General features: G+C 46.2%; 33 protein-coding genes. 17 read left to right on the forward strand and 16 right to left on the reverse strand.

Annotation, left to right across the window (positions count from 1 at the left end; all coding sequences use genetic code 11):
* Window positions 1-6 precede the first annotated feature (6 nt).
* Both JSU04_03635 and JSU04_03640 read left to right on the forward strand, forming a co-directional pair.
* On the forward strand, window positions 7-645 hold the full coding sequence (locus tag JSU04_03635) for a DsbA family oxidoreductase (protein ID MBS1969368.1): 639 nt from the start codon (window positions 7-9) through the stop codon (window positions 643-645).
* Entirely contained in the window at window positions 638-1,312 is a 675-nt protein-coding gene (locus JSU04_03640; GenBank protein MBS1969369.1) for a class I SAM-dependent methyltransferase, read from the forward strand. The genes JSU04_03635 and JSU04_03640 overlap by 8 nt, the downstream gene beginning before the upstream one ends.
* Here JSU04_03640 and JSU04_03645 read toward each other — a convergent pair whose 3' ends face one another.
* A complete protein-coding gene (locus JSU04_03645; protein MBS1969370.1) occupies window positions 1,313-1,762 on the reverse strand; it encodes a MarR family transcriptional regulator in 450 nt (149 codons plus the stop codon).
* Between the two features lie 114 nt (window positions 1,763-1,876).
* Here JSU04_03645 and JSU04_03650 point away from each other — a divergent pair, with 114 nt between their 5' ends.
* Window positions 1,877-2,284, forward strand: a complete 408-nt coding sequence (locus tag JSU04_03650; GenBank protein MBS1969371.1) for a GFA family protein — start codon at window positions 1,877-1,879, stop codon at window positions 2,282-2,284.
* Window positions 2,285-2,287: 3 nt separating this feature from the next.
* Here JSU04_03650 and JSU04_03655 read toward each other — a convergent pair whose 3' ends face one another.
* Genes JSU04_03655 through JSU04_03665 form a run of 3 tightly spaced genes read right to left on the reverse strand, consistent with a single transcriptional unit; the run spans window position 2,288 to window position 4,964 of the window.
* Window positions 2,288-2,899, reverse strand: a complete 612-nt coding sequence (locus tag JSU04_03655) for a class I SAM-dependent methyltransferase (GenBank protein MBS1969372.1) — start codon at window positions 2,897-2,899, stop codon at window positions 2,288-2,290.
* A 23-nt stretch (window positions 2,900-2,922) separates the two neighbouring features.
* A complete protein-coding gene (chrA, locus tag JSU04_03660; GenBank protein ID MBS1969373.1) occupies window positions 2,923-4,059 on the reverse strand; it encodes a chromate efflux transporter in 1,137 nt (378 codons plus the stop codon).
* Window positions 4,059-4,964: a LysR family transcriptional regulator gene (locus JSU04_03665; GenBank protein ID MBS1969374.1), complete on the reverse strand. Its 906-nt coding sequence runs from the start codon at window positions 4,962-4,964 to the stop codon at window positions 4,059-4,061. The genes chrA and JSU04_03665 overlap by 1 nt, the downstream gene beginning before the upstream one ends.
* A gap of 121 nt (window positions 4,965-5,085) precedes the next feature.
* Here JSU04_03665 and JSU04_03670 point away from each other — a divergent pair, with 121 nt between their 5' ends.
* Window positions 5,086-5,616 carry a YceI family protein gene (locus JSU04_03670; protein MBS1969375.1) on the forward strand — a complete coding sequence of 177 codons (531 nt, stop codon included), beginning with the start codon at window positions 5,086-5,088 and terminating at the stop codon, window positions 5,614-5,616.
* A 35-nt stretch (window positions 5,617-5,651) separates the two neighbouring features.
* Here the strand turns inward: JSU04_03670 and JSU04_03675 are convergent, their stop codons facing one another.
* The 4 genes from JSU04_03675 to JSU04_03690 all read right to left on the reverse strand — a co-directional run bounded on the left by JSU04_03675 (window position 5,652) and on the right by JSU04_03690 (window position 9,501).
* Window positions 5,652-6,239 (reverse strand): hypothetical protein, encoded by a 588-nt coding sequence (locus JSU04_03675; protein MBS1969376.1) that lies wholly within the window; start codon window positions 6,237-6,239, stop codon window positions 5,652-5,654.
* A 194-nt stretch (window positions 6,240-6,433) separates the two neighbouring features.
* Entirely contained in the window at window positions 6,434-6,910 is a 477-nt protein-coding gene (locus JSU04_03680) for an Rrf2 family transcriptional regulator (protein MBS1969377.1), read from the reverse strand.
* Window positions 6,910-7,389 (reverse strand): carboxymuconolactone decarboxylase family protein, encoded by a 480-nt coding sequence (locus JSU04_03685; GenBank protein MBS1969378.1) that lies wholly within the window; start codon window positions 7,387-7,389, stop codon window positions 6,910-6,912. Before JSU04_03685 ends, JSU04_03680 begins: the two co-directional genes overlap by 1 nt.
* Before the next feature lie 90 nt (window positions 7,390-7,479).
* Window positions 7,480-9,501: a CDGSH iron-sulfur domain-containing protein gene (locus JSU04_03690; protein ID MBS1969379.1), complete on the reverse strand. Its 2,022-nt coding sequence runs from the start codon at window positions 9,499-9,501 to the stop codon at window positions 7,480-7,482.
* A 115-nt stretch (window positions 9,502-9,616) separates the two neighbouring features.
* On the opposite strand from JSU04_03690, the gene JSU04_03695 reads away from it, so the two are divergent.
* From JSU04_03695 to JSU04_03705, 3 genes are all read left to right on the forward strand, one after another.
* The gene (locus JSU04_03695; GenBank protein ID MBS1969380.1) at window positions 9,617-10,165 is read left to right on the forward strand and encodes a DsbA family protein; all 549 of its coding nucleotides are present in this window, start codon (window positions 9,617-9,619) and stop codon (window positions 10,163-10,165) included.
* A gap of 106 nt (window positions 10,166-10,271) precedes the next feature.
* A complete protein-coding gene (locus JSU04_03700) occupies window positions 10,272-10,673 on the forward strand; it encodes a DoxX family protein (protein MBS1969381.1) in 402 nt (133 codons plus the stop codon).
* Between the two features lie 32 nt (window positions 10,674-10,705).
* Entirely contained in the window at window positions 10,706-11,353 is a 648-nt protein-coding gene (locus tag JSU04_03705) for a DUF502 domain-containing protein (GenBank protein MBS1969382.1), read from the forward strand.
* A gap of 21 nt (window positions 11,354-11,374) precedes the next feature.
* On the opposite strand, the gene JSU04_03710 is transcribed toward JSU04_03705, so the two are convergent.
* The 4 genes from JSU04_03710 to JSU04_03725 all read right to left on the reverse strand — a co-directional run bounded on the left by JSU04_03710 (window position 11,375) and on the right by JSU04_03725 (window position 14,788).
* The gene (locus JSU04_03710) at window positions 11,375-11,674 is read right to left on the reverse strand and encodes a hypothetical protein (GenBank protein MBS1969383.1); all 300 of its coding nucleotides are present in this window, start codon (window positions 11,672-11,674) and stop codon (window positions 11,375-11,377) included.
* Between the two features lie 120 nt (window positions 11,675-11,794).
* The gene (locus JSU04_03715; protein MBS1969384.1) at window positions 11,795-12,433 is read right to left on the reverse strand and encodes a transposase; all 639 of its coding nucleotides are present in this window, start codon (window positions 12,431-12,433) and stop codon (window positions 11,795-11,797) included.
* Window positions 12,434-12,523: 90 nt separating this feature from the next.
* Window positions 12,524-13,780: a hypothetical protein gene (locus JSU04_03720; GenBank protein MBS1969385.1), complete on the reverse strand. Its 1,257-nt coding sequence runs from the start codon at window positions 13,778-13,780 to the stop codon at window positions 12,524-12,526.
* Between the two features lie 171 nt (window positions 13,781-13,951).
* Window positions 13,952-14,788 (reverse strand): class D beta-lactamase, encoded by an 837-nt coding sequence (locus tag JSU04_03725; GenBank protein ID MBS1969386.1) that lies wholly within the window; start codon window positions 14,786-14,788, stop codon window positions 13,952-13,954.
* Window positions 14,789-14,977: 189 nt separating this feature from the next.
* On the opposite strand from JSU04_03725, the gene JSU04_03730 reads away from it, so the two are divergent.
* Genes JSU04_03730 through JSU04_03740 form a run of 3 tightly spaced genes read left to right on the forward strand, consistent with a single transcriptional unit; the run spans window position 14,978 to window position 16,167 of the window.
* Window positions 14,978-15,313 (forward strand): winged helix-turn-helix transcriptional regulator, encoded by a 336-nt coding sequence (locus JSU04_03730; GenBank protein MBS1969387.1) that lies wholly within the window; start codon window positions 14,978-14,980, stop codon window positions 15,311-15,313.
* Window positions 15,310-15,741, forward strand: coding sequence for an SRPBCC domain-containing protein (locus JSU04_03735; GenBank protein MBS1969388.1), 432 nt, complete (start codon window positions 15,310-15,312; stop codon window positions 15,739-15,741). Before JSU04_03730 ends, JSU04_03735 begins: the two co-directional genes overlap by 4 nt.
* Before the next feature lie 15 nt (window positions 15,742-15,756).
* Window positions 15,757-16,167: an SRPBCC domain-containing protein gene (locus JSU04_03740; protein ID MBS1969389.1), complete on the forward strand. Its 411-nt coding sequence runs from the start codon at window positions 15,757-15,759 to the stop codon at window positions 16,165-16,167.
* Between the two features lie 96 nt (window positions 16,168-16,263).
* Here the strand turns inward: JSU04_03740 and JSU04_03745 are convergent, their stop codons facing one another.
* Window positions 16,264-17,262, reverse strand: coding sequence for a zinc-binding dehydrogenase (locus JSU04_03745; protein MBS1969390.1), 999 nt, complete (start codon window positions 17,260-17,262; stop codon window positions 16,264-16,266).
* Window positions 17,263-17,674: 412 nt separating this feature from the next.
* On the opposite strand from JSU04_03745, the gene JSU04_03750 reads away from it, so the two are divergent.
* A complete protein-coding gene (locus tag JSU04_03750) occupies window positions 17,675-17,974 on the forward strand; it encodes an RNA-binding protein (GenBank protein ID MBS1969391.1) in 300 nt (99 codons plus the stop codon).
* Window positions 17,975-18,049: 75 nt separating this feature from the next.
* On the forward strand, window positions 18,050-18,520 hold the full coding sequence (locus tag JSU04_03755) for an FKBP-type peptidyl-prolyl cis-trans isomerase (protein ID MBS1969392.1): 471 nt from the start codon (window positions 18,050-18,052) through the stop codon (window positions 18,518-18,520).
* A gap of 220 nt (window positions 18,521-18,740) precedes the next feature.
* Here JSU04_03755 and JSU04_03760 read toward each other — a convergent pair whose 3' ends face one another.
* Window positions 18,741-19,214: a MarR family transcriptional regulator gene (locus JSU04_03760; protein ID MBS1969393.1), complete on the reverse strand. Its 474-nt coding sequence runs from the start codon at window positions 19,212-19,214 to the stop codon at window positions 18,741-18,743.
* Between the two features lie 94 nt (window positions 19,215-19,308).
* On the opposite strand from JSU04_03760, the gene JSU04_03765 reads away from it, so the two are divergent.
* From JSU04_03765 to JSU04_03780, 4 genes are all read left to right on the forward strand, one after another.
* Window positions 19,309-19,617, forward strand: a complete 309-nt coding sequence (locus tag JSU04_03765) for an antibiotic biosynthesis monooxygenase (GenBank protein ID MBS1969394.1) — start codon at window positions 19,309-19,311, stop codon at window positions 19,615-19,617.
* 200 nt (window positions 19,618-19,817) lie between these two features.
* On the forward strand, window positions 19,818-20,453 hold the full coding sequence (locus tag JSU04_03770) for a hydrolase (protein MBS1969395.1): 636 nt from the start codon (window positions 19,818-19,820) through the stop codon (window positions 20,451-20,453).
* 14 nt (window positions 20,454-20,467) lie between these two features.
* Complete coding sequence (locus JSU04_03775; protein MBS1969396.1) at window positions 20,468-21,871, forward strand: arylsulfatase; 1,404 nt, start codon at window positions 20,468-20,470, stop codon at window positions 21,869-21,871.
* A 53-nt stretch (window positions 21,872-21,924) separates the two neighbouring features.
* On the forward strand, window positions 21,925-22,500 hold the full coding sequence (locus JSU04_03780) for a dihydrofolate reductase family protein (protein ID MBS1969397.1): 576 nt from the start codon (window positions 21,925-21,927) through the stop codon (window positions 22,498-22,500).
* A 352-nt stretch (window positions 22,501-22,852) separates the two neighbouring features.
* Here the strand turns inward: JSU04_03780 and JSU04_03785 are convergent, their stop codons facing one another.
* Entirely contained in the window at window positions 22,853-23,470 is a 618-nt protein-coding gene (locus tag JSU04_03785; GenBank protein MBS1969398.1) for a hypothetical protein, read from the reverse strand.
* A 237-nt stretch (window positions 23,471-23,707) separates the two neighbouring features.
* On the opposite strand from JSU04_03785, the gene JSU04_03790 reads away from it, so the two are divergent.
* Window positions 23,708-24,970 (forward strand): hypothetical protein, encoded by a 1,263-nt coding sequence (locus JSU04_03790; GenBank protein ID MBS1969399.1) that lies wholly within the window; start codon window positions 23,708-23,710, stop codon window positions 24,968-24,970.
* A 72-nt stretch (window positions 24,971-25,042) separates the two neighbouring features.
* Here JSU04_03790 and JSU04_03795 read toward each other — a convergent pair whose 3' ends face one another.
* Window positions 25,043-25,624, reverse strand: coding sequence for a hypothetical protein (locus tag JSU04_03795; protein MBS1969400.1), 582 nt, complete (start codon window positions 25,622-25,624; stop codon window positions 25,043-25,045).
* Window positions 25,625-25,661: the final 37 nt, after the last annotated feature.

A 25,661-nucleotide genomic window follows, 5' to 3' on the forward strand; every position in this document is an offset into this window, starting at 1 on the left:
GACAGCATGAAAGTAGATATTTGGTCCGACATAGCATGTCCTTTCTGTTACATCGGAAAGAGAAACTTCGAGGCGGCATTGGCTCAGTTCCCGTATAAGGATCAAGTTCAGGTGACAATGCATAGTTTTGAACTGGATCCGAATGCACCCAAGAATCAAAACGTCAGCATGGATCAGATGCTGGCGAAGAAATACAATATGACCGTCGAGAAAGCCCGTACCCTGAACGCCTCTGTGACAGAGCGTGCGGCGCAAGCAGGAATTCACTTTGACCTAGAAGCCGCAATTCTGACGAATCATTTCGATGGACATCGTCTTTTGCATTTAGCAAAAGACCGCGGTGTTCAGCCGTTGATGGCCGAGAAGCTCTTTGCCGCTTATTTCTCAGAGGGAAAAGACGTGAGCTCGCACCATGAGCTGATTCAGCTGGGCTCGGAAGCGGGTTTAAAACCCACAGAGATCAAAGATATGCTTGAGTCTGAAATGTACACTGCTGAAGTTCGTGAAGATGAGGCAGTTGCAAACGAGTTGGGAATCTCAGGTGTGCCTGCTTTCGTTCTGGCAGAAAAGTATTTAATTTCTGGTGCACAGCCTGTAGAAACATTCGTAGAGGCGCTCAATGCCGCTTGGAGAGAAAATGAGTAAAGATCTCGTCGTTAAAAGTTCTATTACAGTTGAAAAAGTCGCCCGCTATGTTGCGGAAAAAATCACTACCGAAACTGAATTGGAAGGCAAGCTTCGCAAAGAGACCAGCAAACTACAGTCCGGCGGAATGATCAGCAGTAGTGATGTCGGAGCCTTCTTGGGAATTCTCGCACAAGCGGTGAATGCCAAGAAAGCTTTAGAGATCGGAACCTTTACTGGGTACACGGCCATGAAAGTGGCAGCTGTATTGCCAGAAGGCGGAAAGCTCATCTGCTGTGATGTCAGCGAAGAATGGACGAACATCGGTAAAAAGTTTTGGGATGAAGCCAAGCTTTCTAAAAAGATTGATCTGCGTTTGGCGCCTGCGATTGAAACATTGAATGGTCTTATTGGCGACGGCCAAGCTGGAAGCTTCGACTTTGCATTTATCGATGCCGATAAAAAAGGCTATGACGGTTACTATGAAGCTTGTTTAAAGCTTCTTCGTCCCGGCGGTCTGATTGTTTTGGATAATATGCTTTGGGATGGCGCTGTGGCGGACCCAAGCGTTCAAGACGATACGACTAAAGCCATTCGCGCGATGAATGAAAAGGTCAGTAAAGATCGCCGCGTAAATTCTTGCCTGCTCACCGTTGGTGATGGCTTGATGCTTGCTTATAAAAAGTAACTATTCCGGTTTTTCTTCGAGGGCTGAAATCAGCTCTCGAAGAGTGCTATCGATCTCTTTGAGAGATTTCACACTCATGTGGCTTCCAACTTCATCGGCCCATTTTCTTTGCTCAGCTTGAATCGTCGTGAGCGCTTTGCGCCCGGACGCTGTCAGTGCTAAATGCATTGCGCGCTTGTCGTTGGGGTTGTCTTTGTACGTGGTTAAACCTTCCTCCGTCAGCGAATCCGCCAGTCGTTGCACACTCTGGCGAGCTAAGCTCAAGGCGCGGGCGATTTCGGCCACTGTCATCAGTTTCATTTCAGCAGCGGCGAGGACTCTCCATCTCGCAGAAGTTTGTCCTGCGACTGAGGCTATGCGGTCTCCGGATTCTAAAAGAATCCCGTTAAGGTACATGATTTTAACTGCTACTAATGAAAAGGCGTCTCCCGCCGGCGTTCGTCTGGACATAGGTCTCAGTTTGAAATATTGACAGCGTACTGTCAATCGGTTATCTTGAGTAAATGACAGCATGCTGTCAAAATGAAATAACCCACAGACTAAAGGCCAACCGAAGGAGGCCCCATGAGCACTCAGACATTCAAAGGCAGCTGCCATTGCGGTAAAGTAAGTTATCAAGTTGAGTTGGATCCTGCGAATGGAAGTTCTCGTTGTAACTGCACTTACTGCGCACGCACGAGATACTGGGGTACGATCGCAAAGCCCGCGGCTTTTAAGCTACTGACGGGTCAAGGAGAGTACGGCGACTATCAATTCAACACGATGACGGGTCACCACTACTTTTGCAAAACCTGCGGAATCACGACTCATGGTGAAGGGCATTTAGATGTGCTAGGTGGCGCTTACGTGAGCGTAAACCTAGCGACTATTCCCGGAATCGAAAACACAGAATTTATCAATGCACCGATTCGTTACTGTGATGGTCTCAATAATAATTGGATGAACGAGCCTAAAGAAAAAAGACACCTGTAGGGCTTAAATCAAAACGAGGTGGCGTTCGACGTCGAGGATCGGAGACTTCAACGGCTCGATCGTCGCCTTCAGGTCTTTAAACTTCTTGAGCGAAAGAGTGATCTCTTCGTCGATCTTTTCACGACGACCTTTGAGCAAGAAGTACTTACCGCCATTTTTATAATAATCGCGGCTGATATCTAAAATCACATCGACTGGTTTAAAAGCGCGGGCTGTAACGACATCAATGCCTGGCAAGTTCTTGGGAATTTCTCCGTGGATTTGTAGATTCGGAGCCACAGCTTTACAGCGATTCAAGAATTCCTGCTTTAGTGGGCTTTTTTCGTATAAGTGATACGGAATCTTTGAAAACTGAATGGCATAAATCACACCCGGCATGCCGCCTCCAGAACCAAAATCTGCCGCTGCTTTCACGCCCTGTGGAAACTGTTTCAATGGCAGCAAGCAATCGATGATGTGATTGTCGATAAGCTCTTCGAAAGTCATCTTACGGCTCACGAGATTGAGTTCTTCGTTGGCAGCCCACAAAAGGTCCACGTAGGCCTTTAGCTGAGGCAGGGCCTCTTCACGGAAGCCAAGTTCAATCATCAATGGGATGCGCTTTTCGAAATGCATAGCTCTAGTTAACTGACTTTCACTCAAATGCCAAGGGCTAAGGCGCCGAGGGCTCCTCCGGCGAGGATCAGCCACACGGAGTTCAGTTTGTAACGGATCAAAAGCACACAAGCCACCGCCGAGATGAGAAAACTTTTCCAATCAATGAGAGTTGCGCGCCCCAGTTGCCAAGTCACGAGTACCATCAAAGCCAGCGAAGCGACATTCACGCCATCAAGGAAGCCGCCCGCAGATTTGGATTTACGAAGACGGGGGATCAGCGGCGCGCTCAGGGCGACAAAGATAAATGCCGGTAAAAAGATCCCGATCGTCGCTAAGATGGCGCCTGCGGAACCAGCCATGATGTAGCCAATAAAGGTGGCTGTTGTGAAGACGGGGCCAGGAGTAAATTGGCCCACGGAGATTGCATCTAACAGCTGAGCTTCCGTCAGCCAGTGAAGCTTCTCAACAAACTCTGCACGAATGAAGGCAAGTAGCACATAGCCACTGCCATAAAGAACCGATCCGATTTTCACAAAGCTCCAGAACACGCGATGGGGACTAGCTGCGGAATCACTCTCGGCGCCTGTTGCAGCGGCGGCGCGAAGTGCGTAGGACAAAATCAACGTCGGAATAAGCACTAATGCTGAACGGCCGCGGATCTGTACCGACAAAATACCCAAAACGCCGGCAATACCAAGAACCAAGATTTCATCAACACCCAAAGCACTCAACAGAAGCGCAATAGCTCCGATCACTCCGAGAGGAATGTTCTTAACAGAAGTCTTCGTGAGACCCCAGATAGCTTGAAGAACAATTGCGATAATCACAGGCTTAATTCCTGCGAGAATTCCCGCAACTTCGGGAAGGGATCCATATTTTTGGTATCCCCAAGCAATGATCCACACGATCAGCATTGCCGGAAGAATGAAGCAACTGCCAGCCACGAGAAGTCCCGGGATACCTCTTTGTTTGTGACCGATGTGAATCGCAAGCTCTGTAGAGTTTGGCCCGGGGATTAGATTGGCGGCGCCGAGGTAATCCAAGAATTCATCTTCAGTGAGCCATTTTCTTTTTTGTACGACTTCATCCCGCATGAGAGCAATGTGAGCGGCGGGACCGCCAAAGCCGATGGTGCCGAGTTTTAGAAAAAGCAGAGCCAGTTCTTTCAGGGAGGTCATTACATCTCAAATTCTTCAAAAAGTTTTTTTAGAGAATCGGTCGCTAAGCTCATAAAGGCGCTCAGCTTCGGCGTCACGTACTTCTGTGCCGGATAGACAAAGTGAACCGGCGAAATCGCCGTTCGCCAATCGCGTAGAACACGCACAAGTTTGCCCGCCTGGCAGTCAGAGTAAATCAAATGCGTCGGTACAAGGGCAATGCCTTCACCGCGAAGAGCGAGCATGCGAATCATCCTAAGGTCATTGGCGATAATACGGCCGGGGAGGGGCACATTAAATCCACCCTTAGAGCTGACAAGTTTCCATTCATCGATTCCAAGCGGAGTATAGATGATGCATTGATGATTTCTCAGATCGCGTGGATGCGACGGAGTACCTTTAGCTTTCAGATATTTCGGCGAAGCCACAGGCACGAAATAAGCAGAGCCTAAACGTTTGGCAATAAGGGTCGAGTCTTTGAGCTCGCCGGCGCGAATAGCAAGGTCGACGCTCTCAGCAAGTAAATCCACGCGACGGTCAGTTAAGATTACTTCCGTGCGCACTTTCGGATACTTGCTCGCAAACTCTGTCAGAATATCCGGAAGGATGGAGCTGCCGAGCTCAACCGGTCCCGTGATTCTCAGAAGACCATTAGGCTCGCCTTGAACACTGGCAAGCTCACTCTCGGCGGACTCAATTTCTTCAAGGCCTTGCATGCAGCGTTTGAAATAAGCTTTGCCAGGCTCAGTGATATTGAGCTTACGAGTGGTGCGTTGGATCAGTGTCACTCCAAGACGTTTTTCTAAAGACGATACCTTGGCGCTGACTGTGGAATTTGGCATTCCTAGTTTTTTAGCAGCCTGGCTGAAGCTGCCTTCTTGAATAACCTTAATAAAAACAAATACTTCGTTTAGATCGACGCTCATATTATACATTAGTATGAAATATAATTCCATTTTTTGCTATCTAATAAATTATGAAAACGCACGATAGAGTGATTATGTAGTTAACGATACTGAATTGAATAAATCACTAAGGAGAATTCAAATGAGCAACACTTATCAAATCGACCCTTCCCACTCTACTGCAAGCTTTAGCATTAAACATATGATGATCGCCAAAGTTCATGGCGGCTTCGAAAAAATGAGCGGTACTTTGACATACGATAAAGCCAACCCTTCTAAATCGAGCGTGCAAGTTGCGATTGAGGCGGCAAGTATTAATACGCGCGAGCCACAGCGCGATACACACTTAAGAAGTCCTGACTTTTTTGATGTCGAAAAATACCCAACAATTACCTTCAAATCGACTCGTGTCGAAGGCTCTGGCGGTGAGTTGAAAGTGATTGGCGACCTTACAATTCACGGAGTGACTCAGCAAGTGACTCTGGACGTGGAAGGTCCAAGTGATGAGATGAAAGACCCATGGGGAAATATCAAAATCGGTGCATCTGGTACGACAAAAATCAAACGCAAAGACTTTGGTTTGACATGGAATGCGGCTTTGGAAGCCGGCGGGTTCCTCGTCGGTGACGATGTCACTATTAGCCTAGATGTTCAGTTTGTAAAACAAGCTTAATAAAAAGAAAAGGGCGCGTGGTTCGCGCCCTTGTATTATTTTGCGAGATACTTACGACTAATTTTTGCTCCAGTTAGAACATTAATGCCGTTCAAAGTGACGGACTTCAATTTGCGGAAAGGCGGCATCACCGTCTTTGTCGCTTCAGAGTATATTGAAATCAGCTGCATCGTTGCGTTCTTATCCGAAGGCCCCAGAGTAAAGAGTGAACGGACTTTGCACTGTCCTTGTTGTTTGTCGGCGATCACCGTCAAACGCGGATCTTGTAAGTCAGAATTCACTTCCTTCAAATCATTAATCAAAATATAGAAACCCGCAGATTCATTTGTTGGAATCACTTGCAAACGGTCTTTGATGCCACTCTTGATCAGGCTATTCGTTGGCTTGTAAGTGAGGCGATCCATCAACCAGTACATATCAAAAACCGGAATATGAGCTTCTTCGGCAACATGGCAGTTATTGTCAAGTTTCGTGTAAAGCACGAGAATGTTTTGGGGGTTTTCATTCTTCTCAAAAGTGAAAAGGGGATAGTGGCCGCCCACTTCAGGAATCTTATTATTGAGTTGGGCCATCGCCGTTTGAAAACCAAGGATCGTTAAAATGAACAAAATCAATGACTTCATAGAAACTCCTATCTTTACCTAAAGCAATCATTATGCCTAAAACCCGCATGCTATAAGTAAACGACAAGGTGCTGACGGCGGGGGTGACAAATATGGCTAGTCACTCCTGTAGAAACTACTTTCCCAGATATTCAGGGAAAACTCCAGATTTCAATTGGGGATCATCTTTGTGTTTTTGCAGAGGTCTTAATAGGTTAGCGTTTAGCGAACCAATCGGCCATTTTGTCTTGGAGAGACTGAGGTAGCTTCTGCTCCAATTGTCGTCTGAGTGTCTCTAAGCTCATGCCGCGCAGAACTTCGCGCCAAGCTTCGTCGGCTTCGTACATGACCTTTGCAACATCGCAGACGCCTTTGGATTTCGCCGTCATGCAAGGATTGTTTTGACGGATCTCAGTGCAGTTGAAAGTTGTTTTACGACCTTCGACAGCTTCGACGATATCTAGAAAAGTGATGTCCTTCGGGTGGCGACTTAAGCGATAGCCACCCGTTGGACCTAAAGTTGTATCAACCAGCTTTGCAGTAGCGAGGGCTTGCAATGCTTTTGAAAGGTACTCTTTTGGCACGCCATGAAATTCTGCCAGATCTTTCGTTGCAAGATATTTGCCCTCGGGAAGAGCCGACAAAACAGAACAACAGTGCAGAGCCCATTCAACTTGGTTTCTTAAAACCATTACACCAATCCACTTTTATCCAGACCCATTAATTTATCCATGTCTCCGGGAGTGGGTCTGAAAGCCACGCCGAAGCGGTTCCAAATATTGATAGTGCCGACAACGAAAGTCAAATCAGCAAGTTCTTTCTCCGAGAAATACTCCCGCGCTTTCTGGAACTCAGAGTCTTCCACTCCCGTTTGCGGCATCTTCGTCAGGCGCTCGGCCCATTCAAGAGCCACTTTTTCTTTTTGTGTGAATAAGCTCGATTCATGCCATGCAGATAAATGGACAATGCGAAGCTCGCGTTCACCGTGGATTTTCGCTTCTTTAACATGCATGTCGAGGCAGAACAGGCAGCCGTTCATTTGCGACACGCGGATTTTAATTAGCTGACGCAGCGATTTATCTATCGATGAATTTGCAAGGGATGCTTCGAGGGCGAGAAGGTGTTTATAGGAATCAGGGGAAATCTGTGGGTAATTCACTCTTAGGCTCATGGAGTCCTCCGTTTAATTAAGGATATTATATATCCTTAATTAAAAGAAAGTCAAGAGGGCTCCTGGACCGTCTATATTTGAAATGAAGTCCTAAGCATGGGCTTCCGGTGGTCTTTCGATGGCATCCTTAAACCCCGCCGCTACATGGGAGCTATCGCAAATTGGTTTTGATTTTGAATTTCCACAGCGGCACAGGCGAACACTCTCGCAGCGAAGAACGACCCGGCCTGTACCACTGCAAAGTTCAAGGTTGCCAGAGATCGAAAGGGGGCCGTTGTTCGTTCGCTGTACTGACAAAGTGCCGCCGCGGGTTTTAAGCTCCGTGTTGTCGATGGTGTCGGGCTCGCCACCGGCTTTGAATCCAGCAGCAATATGGGAACTATCGCAGAAAGGTTTGTTGTTGGATTTTCCGCAGCGACAAAGGGTTGCGCGATAGCCGACCCTTTGTCCATCAACTTGTAAATCTGCGAGAAACGCATAAGGCCCATTTTCACGAAGGCGCATCACATTGACGGCGGGAGCTTCTTCGTTGTGCAGATTCGGGCTTTTGCTTTTGTATAAAAGGGCGCCAGAAGGGCACTGCCGAATGACGGCCGCGAGTTCTTCAGGATAAGCATTCTCAGGATAGATCCATTTGCCGGGGGTGTTTGCCAGAAACACGCCAGGAAGTTGCGTGACACAATGACGGGCATGCATGCATTTCTTAGTTTCAAACGAAACCGCGATGGTGCCAGACTCCGCCGTTTCCACGGGGGCCGCACTGCTTGACTGGGCGACTTCGGCTAAGGAACTCGCGGCACTGGATGAAGTTTTACTGTGCCCCGCGCCGTTACCAGCAAGGCGTTGGGCGCGGATCATGACTTCGCGAATCTGTGACTCTGCGACCTTTAGCTGTTCAAGACAGGCGTGGATATTTTTATTATCTTTCTCGCGGCTCGTTAGCTCATCCACGAGTTTTTTAAAGACATCTTCAAACTGCGAAAGGCGTTCATTGATAATCACGAGCTCTCCTTTTGAGGAGAGGGCTGACATAAACCGGTTCATAGCAAAGCTCATTCCGGCATTGACTCCCGGGCAGCTCGCAGACGCCGGCATGTGAGTGAGCGTTTCGCCGATAATTCCCATCGTATGCATCACTGTGAACGCGATTTCAATGAGCTCTTTCTTTTCAGCACTTGGGCGATTCTCGATCGTATAGACTTGAACAAGAGACTTCAGCATAAACATGTAAAGCGCATTAGAAAGGTCGATGTACTGTGCGGCCAGCGGTTCATCGACGAGCACGCGGTGTTCTTTATCTAAAGGCACGCGCATCACCGGATTCCTTGCAACCGGACGAGAAGGGTCAAACTTTGGATTCTTTTTCAGAAGCTCTTCGTATTCTTTTTTGACTCCCATGAAACGGGCAAAGTGAGAGCCCTCTTCCTGAAGAGCGCCCTCGCCTTGGGTGATGATCGTGTCCAGAGCTTTAAAGGCTGTTTCTTTGTCTTTAATGATCATCAAGCCTGGTAATGGAGAATCTAAGGGGCCGATTTGTTGAGCGGGGCTTCCGCAGAAGAGATCTTTTTCTCCGACCGTCTCGCACAAATAAGCAATGGAATCCCGCAAGGCCTGATAGAGGTCTCCGACCGTATCGTAGTCACCATGATAGGGCATCAATTTTCCCGGTTGAGAAGTGCGGCTGTAGTGAACTTCGGAGTTAAAGCTCTTTCCATCTTGCAGTTCGATGGCGCGCGGACGCTCCAAGAAGATGAAATGATCCAAGGTGTTCATGTCAAACTTCGCAAGCTCAACAACGATGCCTTCGGGATACATCCCTGGAAAGGCGGGAAAGTTCGGACGCGAGAAGTGAGGCGTACAACCGATGGCCACGAACAAGTTTGAAACCAGTGCCAAATGAGTCATCTCTTCAAGGCACACGCCAAGAATCACGCGACGCCAGCGCTCGATGGCTTCGAGCTCTTCGGGACTGACTCCTTCGGCGATAGTTCTTTTAAGGCCAAACATCGCATACAGATAAAGACACATGAAATTGTGTTCTAGCTCGGCGGCCTCGGCCAAAGTTGAAAAGAGTTGCACTCTCGACTCGATGACGATGTTTGCATTGGCCATAAAAATTCCTTTTCAGCGAGGATAACAAGGAGCTTGCGTTTTTCAACATGCTAAAAAGCAGCTAGGCAGTGGTGATAGAAGCTCATACCATTTAACTCCACCACGGAGAAAACCTATGGCACACAATAAGCTGCACACGGCTGTTTCAGGTCAGGATCATATTCAAGGAAATGAGAAAGCGAGTATTACTCTTTTGGAGTATGGAGATTACCAGTGTCCGTTCTGTGGAATGGCATATCCGGTTGTTAAGAGGTTGCAGCGCCATTTTGGCAAGGACCTGCGTTTTAGTTTTAGGAATTTTCCACTCATCCAATCACACCAGCATGCGCTGTTAGCCGCCGCTGCGGCGGAGGCCGCGGGCAATCAAGGCCGCTTCTGGGAAATGCACGATATGCTGTATGAAAATCAAGATCGTTTGACGGCCCAGGATCTCGCTCACTATGCGACGAGTTTACAGCTGGACCTTAGAAAATTTGATGAAGACATCAAAAGCGAAGCGATCTTAAATCGGGTGCGGGCTGATTACATGAGTGGAGAAATGAGTGGCGTCGAAGGTACTCCGACCTTTTTTATCAATGACGTGAAGTACGTCGGACCATCTCAATTTGACGAAATGAAGCGCTTTATCGAAGGCATTATTGATCAGCCGTCGTTGATTGTTTAACAGAGCTCTGAGCAAAGCAAATTGATTGCTCGACCCTGACCTTTTGCAGACTTTCCTTGCCGAATTCCACATTTTAAGCTGGGATATGTAAAAGGGGACTACAATTATGAAAGCAAAATTACCACTCATTGCACGTATCATCTTTGGCTTTATCTTTTTCGCTTCCGGTTTGATGGGGTTGATCATGACCATCAAGGGGACACCTCCGCCAGAAGGTCTTCCTGAGAAGCTCGTTGCCTTTAATACGGGGTTGGCTGCAACCGGCTACTTTATGTATTTGCTAAAAATCACTGAGACTGTTTGCGGGTTGTTAATTTTAACCGGAAACTTTGTGCCGCTTGCGCTCGTTGTTATTGCGCCGGTGACTTTGAACATTTTTATGGTTCATGCGTTTATGGCTCCAAGCGGATTGCCACTCGCGCTCATCTTGGGCTTGTTACAGATCTATTTGGCGTTCTTTGCTCCGCCGTACGCTCCTGTGATTAAACAACTCTTCCGTCGTAAATAAGTATTATATCATTTCATGGGAGGGCTCCTCTCATGAAACGATTAAAAGAAGTTATTAAATCCAGCTTTCTGGCTGGGATTGGCGTGATCCTTCCTCTGGTATTAATGGTTTTTCTTTTAGAGAAACTTACAACCATGACCGGAAAGATCACGTCGCCACTTGCAGAGTCTATTTTCCCACAACATTTTTATCTACGAAACTTTGCCGCTGAGTTTGTGACTTTTCTGTTGCTGCTGTTTTTCGCATTTCTCTTGGGAGTTGTGGCAAATACCCGGTTTGGCCTATGGTTCGGTGACTGGGTTGAATCACGCACGCTGATGCACTTACCGATCTATCGCACGCTCAAAGAATTTTCTAAAAGGCTTGTTCCGAAAGAGAATAATGTTTTATTTGAGCCTGCTCTTCTTACCAGGAAAGATGAGATGCCGACGTTGGTTTTTATTGTGGAGCATTTGCCGCACGGACAGGTGGTGATTTTTACTCCTTCGGCTCCGGCGGCTTTCACAGGGAGTATTCAGATCGACTTAAGGACGGATGTTGAAGTTCTGCATGTTCCCGTGATGGACGTCATCAAAGCTTATTCGTATTGGGGAGTGGGAACCGCGAAGATATTGGAAAAGAGCATGTATTTCCATCGCCCCTTACCCAGTAATCTTCGCGAGCGGTCGTTTGATAGATAAACGCGACCGTCCCTATTCTGATTACTGATTCGGCTGTTGTTGTGGTTCTGCAGGTTTTGCTTGGGGTGCAGGAACCTCGTTAGATTGCGGAGCTGCCACGGCACCAGAACGGTCGCCTGGCACCTGTGATCCAACATCAGGGGCTGTTGCGCCTGGACGATTGGATTCATACGGATTGAGCTTTTCGTGGCTGCTCGCCATAAAATAAACGACAACAGCTGCTGCGACGGCAAAGAAAAGTGCAAGATAAAGAATTCCTGCAACACTTCGTTCTTTTTTCGGACTATGCCCGGTACCGGTTGTTTCACTCACGGATGCCATAAACACTCCTTTTCAAAGGTTATCTATAGCTGCCTATTATAACCGGTCCGCCACCCATCATTTATGAAGATCTCCCGAAATACCTTCGCTTTTTCTTCAAGTGCCAGGTCCTGTTTCTTGTTACAGGATGTCAGAATCTCCGAGGATCGGACTATTATCTATGCGATTTTTTTTCGAAGTAAAAAACTGACGTTTTAAACCAAATCTAAAAGCTTCAATTTTTTCTGGGTTTGGAGCTGTGTTGAGCCAATTTAGTGTTCCAATTTGATCAAATGCCAATGTGGTATCTTCGCAAACAGGAATGAGTAGTTTAGATAATTTTAATTTTCCATGAAGAGTGCTGTATGGGTAAGCCTCAACTCTTTCACATATGCCCGCGCTTACGGGATTGCGATAGTTATACTTATACGCATTCAAGAAATAGTTTGGATGTTGCAAAATGCATTTGTAGTGGCGTCCGGCGAAAGTCTCGTTGATTCTATTGCCCGCACGAGTCAGTTTACGGCTTGTTCGTGTCATAAACTGATGCATGCACTGACTGATATTCGCATCTGGAGTAGAGGCTATCAGATGATAGTGATTACTCATTAAAACAAAACTATGAATACGTAAGTTGTGTTCATGAGAGGTTCTGGTCAACTCCTGGCAGAATATTTCCCAGGCGGTCGGCATAGGCAGGTTGAACCATTCCCGATTAATACAACGGGCGCTGATATTGTACGGAAACTCTGACTGAAGAATTGCTTTGGCTCTAGGCATGTCCAGGATAACTGCAAGCCTCGAGCCTGCCTCGGGTGCGGTTATCCTGGCTTTGATGTGGCGGCGCGTCCGGAAAGAGGACCTGGCACCTTAAAAGACGGATTTAAGGTATTCAGCAAAGGCTGGGAAGTTCATGGCGCCGCAGTGTCCGCCGAATGGGAAGATCACCGCGCGGTCGCCAAACTTGCTGCGGATCCAATCGATGTCACCAGACTTTAAGATAAAGTCGTCAGCCGTGTGAACAATGAAAAGGTTCTTGTGAGTTTGTACGTACTCACCGAATTGGTAGAAGCTGGATTCTTTATTCATCTTATCGATGCTGTAGCCAGAGCCTTTTTGTTTTTTCACCTGCGGATAAAGGAACTGACTCATGTACTGTTTAAATGAGAACTGGCGAGCTTCATCGTAGCGAGCGTTGCGATGATAGCGAGTCACCGGCATCTTCAGAATTTTCAAATCGTGAATCTGCTGGCTCGCGAAGATCACATCGCGCAGACTGTCGCGGAAGCTGCCGCCGATAAGATAAGCAAGATCCTTGCTGTCAAAGCCCAGTTCGCCAAAGGCTTGCTGTAAAAGATTTGGATCGGTGAAGTCAGCGTGTGCGCTCAGGTACTTGCCGCCAACGTCAATCACGCGGTTAAAAACGAATAGCTTGCGATTGTCACTGAGTGTGTTGCCGATATTATAGAGGTTATCCAGCGAGTTCACGGCTTGCATCAGATCCATTGGTGGATCGATCATCAAAACGCGCTCAAAGTTGAAAGCTTTTTCTGTTTGATCCAAGCGATGCATAAAGACCGCCTGCAAAGCACCGAGTGAGTAGCCCACGAGTGAGTAAGAGCGCGGCTGGATTTTCTTCTCAGTTTGAAGTTTCGAGTTCACAGCGCGAAGAGCTTTATAAAGATCTTGCGAATCAGCCGGCGTAAATCCTGGAAGGCCCGTTTTACTTGCCGAAAGTGCGAATCTCCAAGAGAAACCGTCGTCAACAGTCACAGTTTGATAGCCGAGGTCATAGAGCTGCTCTGCTAAAAATAGAGCGCCCGCAGATTCAGCCACGCCACCGGTTCCAGGAACAATGAAAACGAGCGGTGCTGTGGCATCTTTCTGAACTCGGTACGTGAATTTCAAATCAGAGTCTTTTTCAAAGAGGAACGTCTGACGTCGTTCAGGTATTAAGCTGATCGTTGCACGTTTTGAGCGATCGTCTTTAGGGGATGCGAGTGTTTGAGTGACAGTCATTGCAAGGGGATTTGCAAGAACAGCGTTAGGTTGTAAAACCGCCGGGGTGGCAGAGGCAAAGAGAGGAAAGAACATGCTAGAGACAGTGACAAGAGCAAGTAAGCGCATGGGAACTCCGATTCGAATAATGTGCGAGTTTTAGTCCCATTTTAGAGAGTTCGCAAGAGGCAGCCTGCAGACTAAGTAGTCCTTACAAGCGGAAGTTCCAGAGTGGGTATTGCAGACCACAAACGAGCGCTTACACTAGCGAGGTTTCCCTCACGATCGTCAGGCCCATCTTTACCAAAGCTTGAGGTCACCTAGGATTTTCTTGGTGGTCTCTTTCGCGCGGAGGCCTCCGTAGGATTTGCTTTTGGTGGGCTTAAGGTCGCGGAAGTTCGTAACGACGATATATTCGAGGCCATCCTTTTCAAGGTGGGCGACAAACCAGCCAAGTGCGAGCTTGTGGCTCTTGTCATAGAAGCTCGAACCGGTCTTTCCGTTTAGCTTAAAACCATCAGGCGAGGTTTCCAGGTAAGTAATATCCTGAGTAAGCTTCATCGAGCGGGGAGAAGCCGAAAGGCTGTTCGTCCACAGTTTCTTCATAAAGTCGACTTGCTCATAAGCTGTGATCTTTAAAGCCGGGCCTTTGGCGTTCGGGGCCACCAGCCAGGCCTGGGTGATACCGGCTTTGAGGTCCTTGTTTCCATAGTTGAAGCTATTGAGATAAGCTTGAAGTTTTTCCTCGCCGATCTTTGGGGTCAGCCTTTGCGAGAACCAAACGATGGAGTCCCTCATCCAGCTCTTGGCATCCTGATCATGATTGGCTTCGGGGCGGACGTCTTTTTTACCATCCCATTTCAGCACTTCGGTTTCGTCTTTCAGGGCGCCGGAGTCGAAGGCCATTACCGCCAGTGGTACCTTGAACGTTGAAGCTGCCGGATAGTCCACACGACAGTTTTCCTCGCCGATGACTTTCTCAAAGGTGTTGGTTTTCATATTATAAAGCAGAAAACACCCGGCGGCGTTTTCGAAGTAGTCTTTGGCATCAAGAGTTTTCGGTTTTAGTGGAGCTGCGAAAGCAAAGCCGACAAAAAGAGACATCACTGCGAGACATTTGACCAAACTTGTTTTCATAGATCCTTTCCTAATCTTTCTTATAACATATTGAGCATGCACAAAGACATGCGATGGTTTCAAGTGACGATTCTAATTCTAGTCCTTTTAGTCCTGGCATGACCAAGCCTAACCCATTGAAGTCGCTAGCTTTCTGTCCTTCAAAAAACCTTACTTGCAAAATATTACACCTTATGGTGTAATATTAATATGGACCAGTTATCAGATGTACTGACTGCTATTTCTCATCCCACGCGAAGAGCGATCCTTGATCAGCTTTCGAATGGGCCTGCACGCTTTCTCGACATTGCAGAGCCTTACGATACGGCTCTGAACTCGGTGACGAAGCATTTAAAACTCCTCGAGCGGGCGGGACTGATTGAGCGCGAAAAGCAAGGGCGCGAAGTGATGATCTCGCTCCGGGCTGAACCGCTCAAGCAAGTGGCGGGCTGGGTGCATGAGTACGAGCGGTTCTGGAATAAGAAACTTGATCAGTTTGAACAGCATTTTAAAGATAAGAAAGCAAAGAAGGAGAAGAAGAAATGAAAAATGCAAAGACCATGGCATTGAGCTTTGAACGCACCATCGCGGCCTCTCCCAATGAAGTTTATGACGGCTGGCTCAATCCAAAAGTTCCGGGCACTCCTTGGCACGAATACGACGATTTGATTCTCAATGTGAAAAAGAACGGCCTGTATTACTGGCTTACCAACGGCAATGTTCACTATGGCCGCTTTCTCGAACTCAAACGCGGTAAAAAAATCAGACTCACATGGATGTCACGATATACTCTCGGCGAAGAATCCACAGTGACTTTGACATTTAAAAAAGTGAGCGAGGGCACGCTGATGACGCTCACACACTCTGATCTGCCAAAAGACGAGAAGGCAAAGGCGCACGAAGGCGGCTGGAACTACTTCATGGATCGCATTGTTGAGCACTATGCAAAAAAGAATTTACGTCGGAAAAATTAGAGAGGGGTAAAAATCATGAGCACTTCGAAACTAGACTTCAAGTTTGAAAGAGTCATTCCTGCTTCGCCCGAGGAAGTCTTTGATGCTTGGTTAAATCCAGAGACACCGGGGACTCCTTGGAACGAGAGCGATAAGTTAATACTCAACCCTCAATTGGATGGACTCTGGTATTGGAATTTCAAAGGCAAATCCTTATATGGCCGCTTTGTTGAGCTACACAGGCCGATGCGAATGCAATATACATGGGTTTCACCGAACACTTTAGGATTAGAATCCATCGTAACCCTGACCTTCCAAAGAAGAGGCGAGGATACACTGATGACTTTAGTGCATTCGGATCTTCCTGATCATGAACTTGCAAAGGGGCATGAGAACGGATGGGGCTATTTCTTGGATAGATTTCCGGCTCAGTTTGCCAAGAGGTAAATTCATCAGCATTGAAATCAAACAAAAGCCAAAGCGGTTGCCGAATCCCTCTTTGGCATAAACTATATAGTTAGTTCGACGTCAAATAATACGAATTTAGGGAATCAAAGCCATTCGGGACTTAATCTTTCCTTCAGCTAGCTCGTGTAACCAGTGATTGACCTCTTTTAGCGGCGCGGTTTCAACTTGTGGTTTGATTTTTCCGGCAGCAATTAAATCATAGAGCTCTTCCATTTCGATATGAGTTCCCCAGAAAGTACCTTGAACACGAACTTGATAGGTAATAGCAGCGGTAGATTCGATAGTAACTTTTGTTGAGCCCAAGCCGACAAGCACAATCGTACCGCCGGGTTTAATGTAGGTTTGCGCATCTTTGAATGTCGATTCGAGACCAACAAAATCCACAATAACATCAAAAGACTGAGGTGCGAGTGTAGAAAGCTGTTTCGAGTTAAGGACCTTTTGCACGCCAAATGATTTTGCCATCTCGAGATTCGATTCTTTTAAGTCACAAGCAGTGACTTGGGCACCAAGGGCTAAAGCAATCTGTACTCCATTCATACCAAGCCCGCCAAGGCCGATAGCTAGAAATTTAGAGCCTAAGCCGACCTGACCTATGGTTTTGATGGCGTGGTAAGGCGTTAACACAGCATCAGTGGCGACGGCTGCGACTTCAGGGCTGATGCCTTTTGGAACTTTGACGATATTACGTGCGGGGACTTTCAAATATTCAGCATAAGCGCCGTCTTGTCCCAAACCAATAAATGTTCTGCCTGGATCGTTGCATAGGTTATCATGCCCGGAACGGCAGAAGTTGCAATGCCCACAAGGGTTCGGCCCGTGTACGGCGTACAATTCTCCGGCACTGTAAGCCGTGTCAACTTCCGAGCCTTTTTCTACGACTTCGCCACAGGCCTCGTGGCCCATTGTGAATGTCTCTTTGTACGGAATATCTCCATGCAAAATATGTAAATCAGAGTGGCAAATGCCGGCTGCACGAATTTTTAAAATGACATCCAGAGGACCTGGCTTAGGTTTCGGAATATCAACTAACGAAAGCTCTTTTTGGCCGGGAACATATCTTGCGGCAAACATAGGGGGTCCTTTCTCAGAAAAGATTTTGAAAAAATTCTACCGAGTTACCAAAGTAAAACAAGAGTGCGGCACCTCACTAAAACTTCTCGTTGCTATAAAACAAATATTATTTCATTCAATCGCGCCTTCTGTTGGTTTTATTTTGACCAACTTCAGTCAGCGATTGCAGAGTTTGTCCGTCGCCTAAGTGGCGGTGTTCGATATGGCGCCTGACAAGAGTGGTGGTTTGTCACCGTCTAGGAACGTCAAAATTATTTTCCCTGCCAAGTAGGTCAGGTTCGCTCTGGCGAAATAGCTATATCTTTATAGCAGAGAGCTCTGTATTCTGATCACCACTGTCCGTTCTGACAATTCATTAGATTTTCTTTTGTCTTCTTCGAATGGCCCCCAAGCTTTTTTAGGGAGGCATAAAATGGGAAAAAAATTATACGTTGGTAATCTGTCATATTCAGTTGATTCAAATCAATTGAACGATCTGTTCGCGCAAGCTGGTTCTGTTGAATCTGCGAATGTCATTATGGATCGCGACTCTGGTCGTAGCAAAGGCTTTGCTTTTGTTGAGATGTCAGATGCCGCTGAGGCTCAAGACGCTATTGGTAAATACAATGGTTTTTCGCTTGATGGGCGCGCGATGAACGTATCTGAAGCAAAACCTCAGGAAAACCGCAAATCTCGTAGCGGCGGAAGCTTTCGACCGCGTACTGCTTACTAGATATAAATAGTCACTAGCATGAGAAGAGTCGGCTATAAGTAGCCGACTTTTTCTTTTATAGAAATGAAGGTTAGAATGTCCGTACAAGTCATTTCTTTTAATTGTCATCTCCGCACGAAAACTGGAAAAACAATTAGTCACAGTACGAACAAAGATGTTCTTACCGCCGCGGAGGAGACTCCGCTTTTTCTAAAGGGTCTTTCTAAACATCTCGCAGGCCTGACCAAAGGTGAAAAAAGGGTGATTCATTTGCCCGCCGAAGAGGCTTACGGGTTCTATGATCCCAAAAAGGTGATCCTGTATCCTCGAAAGAAATTGCCGAAAGAGATTCGCGTGGGATCTCTGATTCGCCTTGCGGGAAAAAGTGGCCGGGTCCATACGTATACAGCAGCACAAATTCTTGGTGAGTTCGTGAGTCTCGATGGGAATCATCCGTTGGCTGGACAGGATTTAATTTTTGAAATTGAAACCCTTGAAGTTCGTGAAGCTTCAGACGAAGAGCTTGAAGAATTATCCAATCCTCTTTCAAAACAGGTATTACACTAATGGCGTCTAAACCGAATTGCCGAAATTACAATCACGGAAAACAAAACCCTCCAGTTGCATTCTGCCCCTCATGTGGCGAGAAATTTATGAGCCATGTAAAGGCTCACAAAACCTGCGACGCTCAGACTCATGCGTTCGATAGAAAAAACCGCAGTCTCTTTTGCTCTAATTGCGGTAAGGATTTGAATAAGTAGATTTCCGCTTGAGAGGAGTCCTTTTTTTAAGTCCGTTGAAAGCGAGAATCATGTTTTGCGAGGGCTTTTAAGAGAAGTTTTTGAAGCATTTTATATTCGCTAGAGGAGAGTCCTCCGAGAAAGCTCTTCATTGTCTCAGTAATTTCTCGCTCGGCATGTTCAAGCTGCCTTTTTCCCGATGTGGTGAGGTTCACCCAGTATCGGCGACGATCCTCATGGTCCTCTTTGCGACTTAGGAAGCCCGCGGCTTCGAGATTATTAATAATTTTGGTCACATCGCTCTTATCAAAACCCACTCGTTGAGCCAGGGCTTGCTGATTGCTTGGGCCAAATTCTTCCAAGGTCGCCATTACGGCGTATTCAGGCATTCTGAATTTGATTTTGCTCTGTACGGCGTTTCTGTAACCTATCCTGCTCAGAATCAGCATCAGGTACATAGGCAGATCGAGAAGGCGGGTCGGCAATTCGTTTTGTGAATCATTTTGAGGCTTTAAGTCCATAATATCGACTCTAATATGAAATTAGTGGGAAATCACCTACAATTATAGTAGGATGATACCTACTATATAAATTGTCTTGAGACAAGGAGTGGATATGAGCAAAGTTTCGGTCATCAATATATTTACGGTAAAAAATGGCAAACTTGATGAGTTTATCGATTTACAACAGCGCTTTGCCTCTGAACTTTCGAAAAATTTTGATGGCCTTATTGGTGGTAGGATGTTCAAGGGGCTTGATGGAAAGACAGCAGTTCTAGTCAGCGTTTTTGCCTCTATGGAGCAGCAAGAAGCCGTTCGTAAACTTCCGATGTTTCAAACACATATTGAACACTTGCGAACACTTATCGACGAGGCGAAACCCGCACTTTTCGAAATAGCATATACGGTCGGAGAGTTTGTTTGATAGCTACTAACGACGGATGTACTCAGTGGTGTGACTAAGAAATTTATAAGTACTTCATGGACTGCATTGTCGAGCACTATGCCAAGAAGAGTGTACGTAAAAAGAAATAGCAGGCTCAGTGCAATATTACATAAGGCGTTTCAGAGGCCCTTTGGTAGTATGTTTGAAAAAATATCTACCAACATCATTAGGAGGCCGTCGTGTCTAGCGAACCTATTCGTGATCCTTTGAAGGACCATCTTTTAACGCCCCAAAACTCAGCGTTCATTGTGATTGATTATCAACCCATTCAGGTGAGTTCCATCCGCTCGATGGATCAGAAGGAATTGGTATTCAATATCGTTCATACGGCAAAGGCCGCAGTAAACTATGATCTTCCGATAGTTCACTCGACTGTGAACGTCACGAGCGGCAGAAATAAGCCACCGATTGGCCCCTTGATGGACGTGTTGGCAAAATACCCAACCTATGATCGCACCACGATCAACAGTTGGGAGGACGTGGAGTTCAAAAAAGCCGTCGTTGCCACCGGCAGAAAAAAGCTGATCATGACGGCCCTATGGACCGAAGCCTGTCTTGCCTTCCCTGCGCTTGATGCGATGAAAGAGGGCTATGAAGTTTATGTTGTCGTGGACGCCGTTGGTGGAACTTCTGTTGCAGCCCACGAGGCAGCTCTTCGTCGCGTAGAGCAGGCCGGCGCAAAGCTTATCAGTAAGACCCAACTCTATTGCGAACTTCAACGTGATTGGGCCCGCGCAAAGACAGTGCCTGGCTTCATGGATGTCTTCGAGAGCTGGGATGGTTTTAATCCGGAGAAGAATGCAAAGAGAGATTAGGTGACGATAACTGAATGGCATCGCGTGCAAATCGTCCTAACATTATTTACTTTCTCGTGGATAATCTCGGGCTTGGAGAACTGGGATGCTATGGTGGAGGCCTTCTTCGCGGGGCGGATACCAAACGTATTGATACGTTCTCGCAGCAAGGGATGAAGCTCTTTAATTTTGCTCCTGAAGCTCAATGCACGCCTTCGCGTTCAGCGTTGATGACGGGTCGGTATGCCATTCGCTCCGGCAATCACACCGTCGCCTTGGCCGGAGATGAAGGAGGCTTAGTCGCGTGGGAACAAACCATGGGCGATATTTTGTCGAAGCAGGGGTATGCCACTGCCTGTTTTGGAAAGTGGCATATCGGCGCCAGTGAAGGGCGTTGGCCTACGGATCATGGCTTTGATGAGTGGTATGGCATTCCTCGGACTTGGGATGAGTGCCTGTGGCCCGAAGATCCTTGGTACAAACCCGAGCGCGACGGAATCACTTATGTTCTTGAAAGTCGCAAGGGTGGTAAAGTCCAAATTGACCAGCAATTGACACTCGATGTGCGACGAGACATCGACAGTGAGTTCTTACGCCGCAGCCGAAAATTTATTGAACAGAGTCAGCAGGCACGAAAGCCCTTCTTTCTTTATTTCAATCACTCATTGATGCATTTTCCGACGATTCCACGTAAAGAGTTTAAAGGTAAATCGGGTCAGGGCGATTGGGCCGACTGTCTCCTTCAGCTGGATGCGGATTTTGGCTCTTTACTTGATATGCTTAAAGACCTTGGAGCGGAAGAAAATACGATTGTGGTGTTTTCCGGAGATAATGGCCCCGAAGAACTGGAGCCTTGGCGCGGTCACTCAGGATTTTTTGACGGTTCTTACTTTACCGGCATGGAGGGTTCTCTCCGCACACCTTGCATTGTTCGCTATTTGGGAAAAGTTCCGGTGAATCAACAGAGTAATGAGATTGTTCATATCACGGATATGTTCACGACTCTCTTGCGATGGGCGGGGGCCGAGATCCCTAAGGATCGTGAAATTGACGGAGTTGATCAGCGCGGTTTTTTAGAGGGACGACAGCGCAATTCATCTCGCGAGGGGTTTCCTTATTGGATGGGTGATACTTTGTACGGAGTGAAGTGGCGCGATTTTAAACTCGTGATGTATCTACAAAGAACCTTGACGGAACCTCCGCAGAAATTGGCAACGCCTCACCTGGTTAATCTCATAGTGGATCCCAAAGAAAGAAATGCAGTGGACTTTCCATACTTGCATTCTTGGGCCGGAGCTCATCACGCAAAAATCTTAAAAGAGTTTTTTGAAAGCGTAAAACGCGAACCTCTCATTCCTGCGGGGGCGCCTCTTGAATATACGCCTTATCTGAAGCGGCCTGACGACCGAGATAGAGAAACTTTCCATTTACAGCCTTGATCCTGCAGACTAAAAAGATATGATTGGGCTCAGCCACGGCGCTTGGAGAACCCATGAGAAAATTAATCTTAAGAATATCTGTTTCAATCGATGGATTTATGGAGTCCTCTGCCGGAAAGCTCGATTTTGGCAAATCCAGAAGTCCCGAAGGTGCGGCTTTGGTGGCAGAGAAAATGAGCCAAGCCGGAGCCCATCTAGTAGGTCGAAAAACATTCAGCGAGTTTGTTAGTTTCTGGCCGACAGCGAGCGGTCCCAATGCCAAGGCGATGAACGATATCCCAAAAATCATCTTTTCAAAAAAAGGTTTTGATCCCACCCAAGTGACAAGTGCAAAGGGATGGGCGGATGCAAGAGTTTTGACGGGCGATCTGGCCGAGGAAATTAAAGCTTTGAAGCAACAACCAGGCAAAGACTTGATGGCTCACGGAGGCATCGAGTTCGCACAGAACCTCGTTCAAACAGGCCTCGTCGACGAATTCCTTTTAGCCGTGCACCCAGTAGCCGCCGGCCGCGGCGCCGGCCTCTTTGAAAAGCTCAGCAAGCCTTTGTACCTCAAGCTGATTGATACGAAAGTTTTCAGTACTGGAGCGATGGTGCAGGTGTATCAGCCAGAAAACCTATCCAGCTAGTTTGAAATCGCTAGAGGCGCGCTATTCTATCTTGAAAAAAAATGAAATAGCATAAACAGGAATAGCGCCGCGAAAAGTGAATACACAATTATAACCCTCCGTAGCTTTGTGGGTTTCGCGTCCTTATTTCTGAAAGGTGTTTTTCCTATTGGATTTAGTTCACGTAACTTTGAGCGCTGGACGTGAGTTTGTATACCGTTTGACTCGATTTCTACTAAAACAAATCCTATAGAAGAGCTTGAGCTATTGGTCTCTTTGGCAATAACCACTACTCTCAGTCCCTGCGGAGTAGTCATCCAATACTTTCTTCCTATAACGATGGGGCGCAATTAGTCTCCGTACTTGTCTTCAATTATTTATTCGGAGTTTTTCCTGTTTGGACGGGATAAAGGCATGATCCAGAGAATGCGGGCATCTGTGTCGAGTAAGGGCTTACTCGATCAAGAGTATTATAAAAAGCTTGGATATTTGAAGTGAAATCAGACTCTTTTCTGGCGGAGTAAATGACTTGAAGAATATTTTTTTTATTTTTTAAATAGGCAGCGGCCTCAAAGTTATTCGGGGAAGGGCCATTAAGAAAATACCTTACTTCAAACTTATATTTATTTTTTGAAGTATATGCAGGCTGTTTTTCTAATTTGAACTTTGGGCTTTTTGCTTTGTATGGATCTGCAACTTCTTTCACAAGTTTTTCTACTCCATCTTCTCCTTTTGCAAACGGATGAGCGATTTGGGCATAAATGACTGCAGGGCTATTATTAAAGGTATTGCCTTCCTGGATATAGAAACTACATACTCCAAAGTTCGAAGCAGAGTCTTTATCAAGAAAGTAGTTGGGAGGAGCGTGAACTCCAATAGAACTATCGTCTCTTATAAGTATGGCATCAATATCTTCAATTTTATTTTCTGCAAAAAGGAATGAACAAAAAAATAAAGTTCCAAAGAAAGTTAATTTTGAAAACTCGTGCATATTGCCTCGTAAACTATTTGATTTAGATATAAACAATATCAAATATATAAAACGATTGCGATGAATATGCACAATCGAGTGGCCTTAGGTCTGAATAAACTTTGAGACGCAGTAATTTGAAATAGCGTTGAAAGTATTAAACGCGTTCTCTGCTTTCTAAAACACGCACTAACTACTTCTGTCCAGGAAAGTAATTTCCACTTTATTTTTGAAAGATACATTGTTCATATTATAAATATGAGTAAATTTACATGCGTTTTATTTTTAGCAGTCTTGCTCAAACTCAATTTCTCACTGGCGTTAGATCCAAAAGATATAGATCCCAAAGAATTAGATAAGATGATCAAGAAGTCAGAACAGATAGTAGCTAGTGGGCATGCCTTCTACAGAAGTTTGGCGTGCCCTGATGGCTCAACTCCAGAGTTTGCTGGAGTAGGGACTAATTATGGAAAGAATGGCGAGATAATTGATAGCTATCGTATTCGATGCAAAGATGGCACTAAGGGAAACTATGAGTGGGCGGAAGGGCAGACGACTCCTCCAAACCCTCCACCAGGATTCCGATTCAAAACTGCAAGTGAACTCAAGAGATTTAGTCCAAGAGGAAGAGTGAATGAACTTTCAGTTTCACCTACTGGTACAGTGTGGATTACGACAGCTGCAGGCTATTCTTATTTCATTAATAAGTTTGAAGATAACTGGGTGCCTGGCTCTTTGTTGGCTACAAAAGATAAGTACGCAAGTGACCTTGAAAGAATTAGTTTTTTTAATACCAAAATAGCTATCGCAACGGGGGGATTAAACGGAAAAATCTATCATACAGAAGATGGCGGTATTACATGGAAAGAGAGTAAGCCAACCCATGATCAGTGGGTATATTCAGTATATTTCACCCCGGACGGAAAAGTTTGGATGGGTGGGTCCGCTGGATTGATCACCTATTCTGAAGACTTTGGAAAAACATGGAAGCAGCTTAAGACCTCATTTAATACCGATCACCGTCTTGCTTCGATTTTTATGTCTAACGATAAGGCGGGGATTGCCGGTTCGTTGGATGGCAATGATTTGCGAACAACCTTAGATAATTGGGAAACCTCCAAATCTATCGCAACTCCAAAGTCACAGAACTTAACGGAGAAAAATGCCCGCGATACCTTGAAAAAAATCTCGGAATTCAATGGTGAGTTTATAGTTAAACAGTCTGATTTGGTATTTCATACCAAAAAAGCCAACATTAAGTGGAGCGGCTTCAAAGACCTTAAAATATTAGATTTTAGCATAGATACTGAAGCAAAAAAAATCTACCTCATAGATAGTAGTGGTTACGTGTATACTTCTTCAGACCTGAACAATTTTAGTAAGGTCGGAACAGAGCGTGTTCAGGTACCAGTCATAGATTCAAAGTTTTCGGCGGGATACTTTCACGTACTTGATGCTGATACGGTTATTTATAAGATTGGCAACGGAAAATTTGAAAAGCGGGCGCCTTTGTTCTACTAGGCAAAGAACTTTCGCGGACGGTTCGTTCCACTCAAAGAGTCGAAGATATTAAATTGGCGGCGGCGGGCCACTTTACTTCGTGTAGTTAAAGCTTTTATCGAGATCAACAGGTCGTGTGGAAGCGGATGATCCGTCATGAGAGGCATCGAAGAGCCCAAAGTTAAGGACTCCGTTAGAGGCATAATAAATATCAAAGCCTGCAGTACCTGATGCCGTCACTTGTTCTCCGTTACAAACTAAGCCCGCGACATCTTTAGCGACCCCCAATGCCCAGTTTGTAAATCCGCAGAAAGAGTTTGTGTTATAGCTATTAACGACCGATGCATTCAGTGGCGTGACCAGCATATTGATAAGGACTTCATCGATTGCCACATAGTTGGTGGTCGAAGAAATGACACTTCCAATTGTGTAGGTTCCTTTAGCTTCCATTTTCAGAAGCCCCGTCGAGCAGCGATAATCAGCATAAGCACTCGAAGTCATAGAAAACTGTCCGTTGGTGAAATTTGCGGTACGGAAATCATAGAGCTGGCCGGCAGGGGCGCAGTTAGAACCCCAGCTACTGCCCTCGATGCTTTCGCTCGGCTCATTGGCAGTTTCTTTTTTCTGACATGCAAGTAGAGATAGCATCACAAGACTGATAATAAGTGTTTTCATCGCCTATAAATCGGCATCAGTCTATATAAACTTAAAT

The sequence above is a fragment of the Bdellovibrionales bacterium genome (assembly GCA_018266295.1).
GTDB lineage: Bacteria > Bdellovibrionota > Bdellovibrionia > Bdellovibrionales > Bdellovibrionaceae > JACMRP01.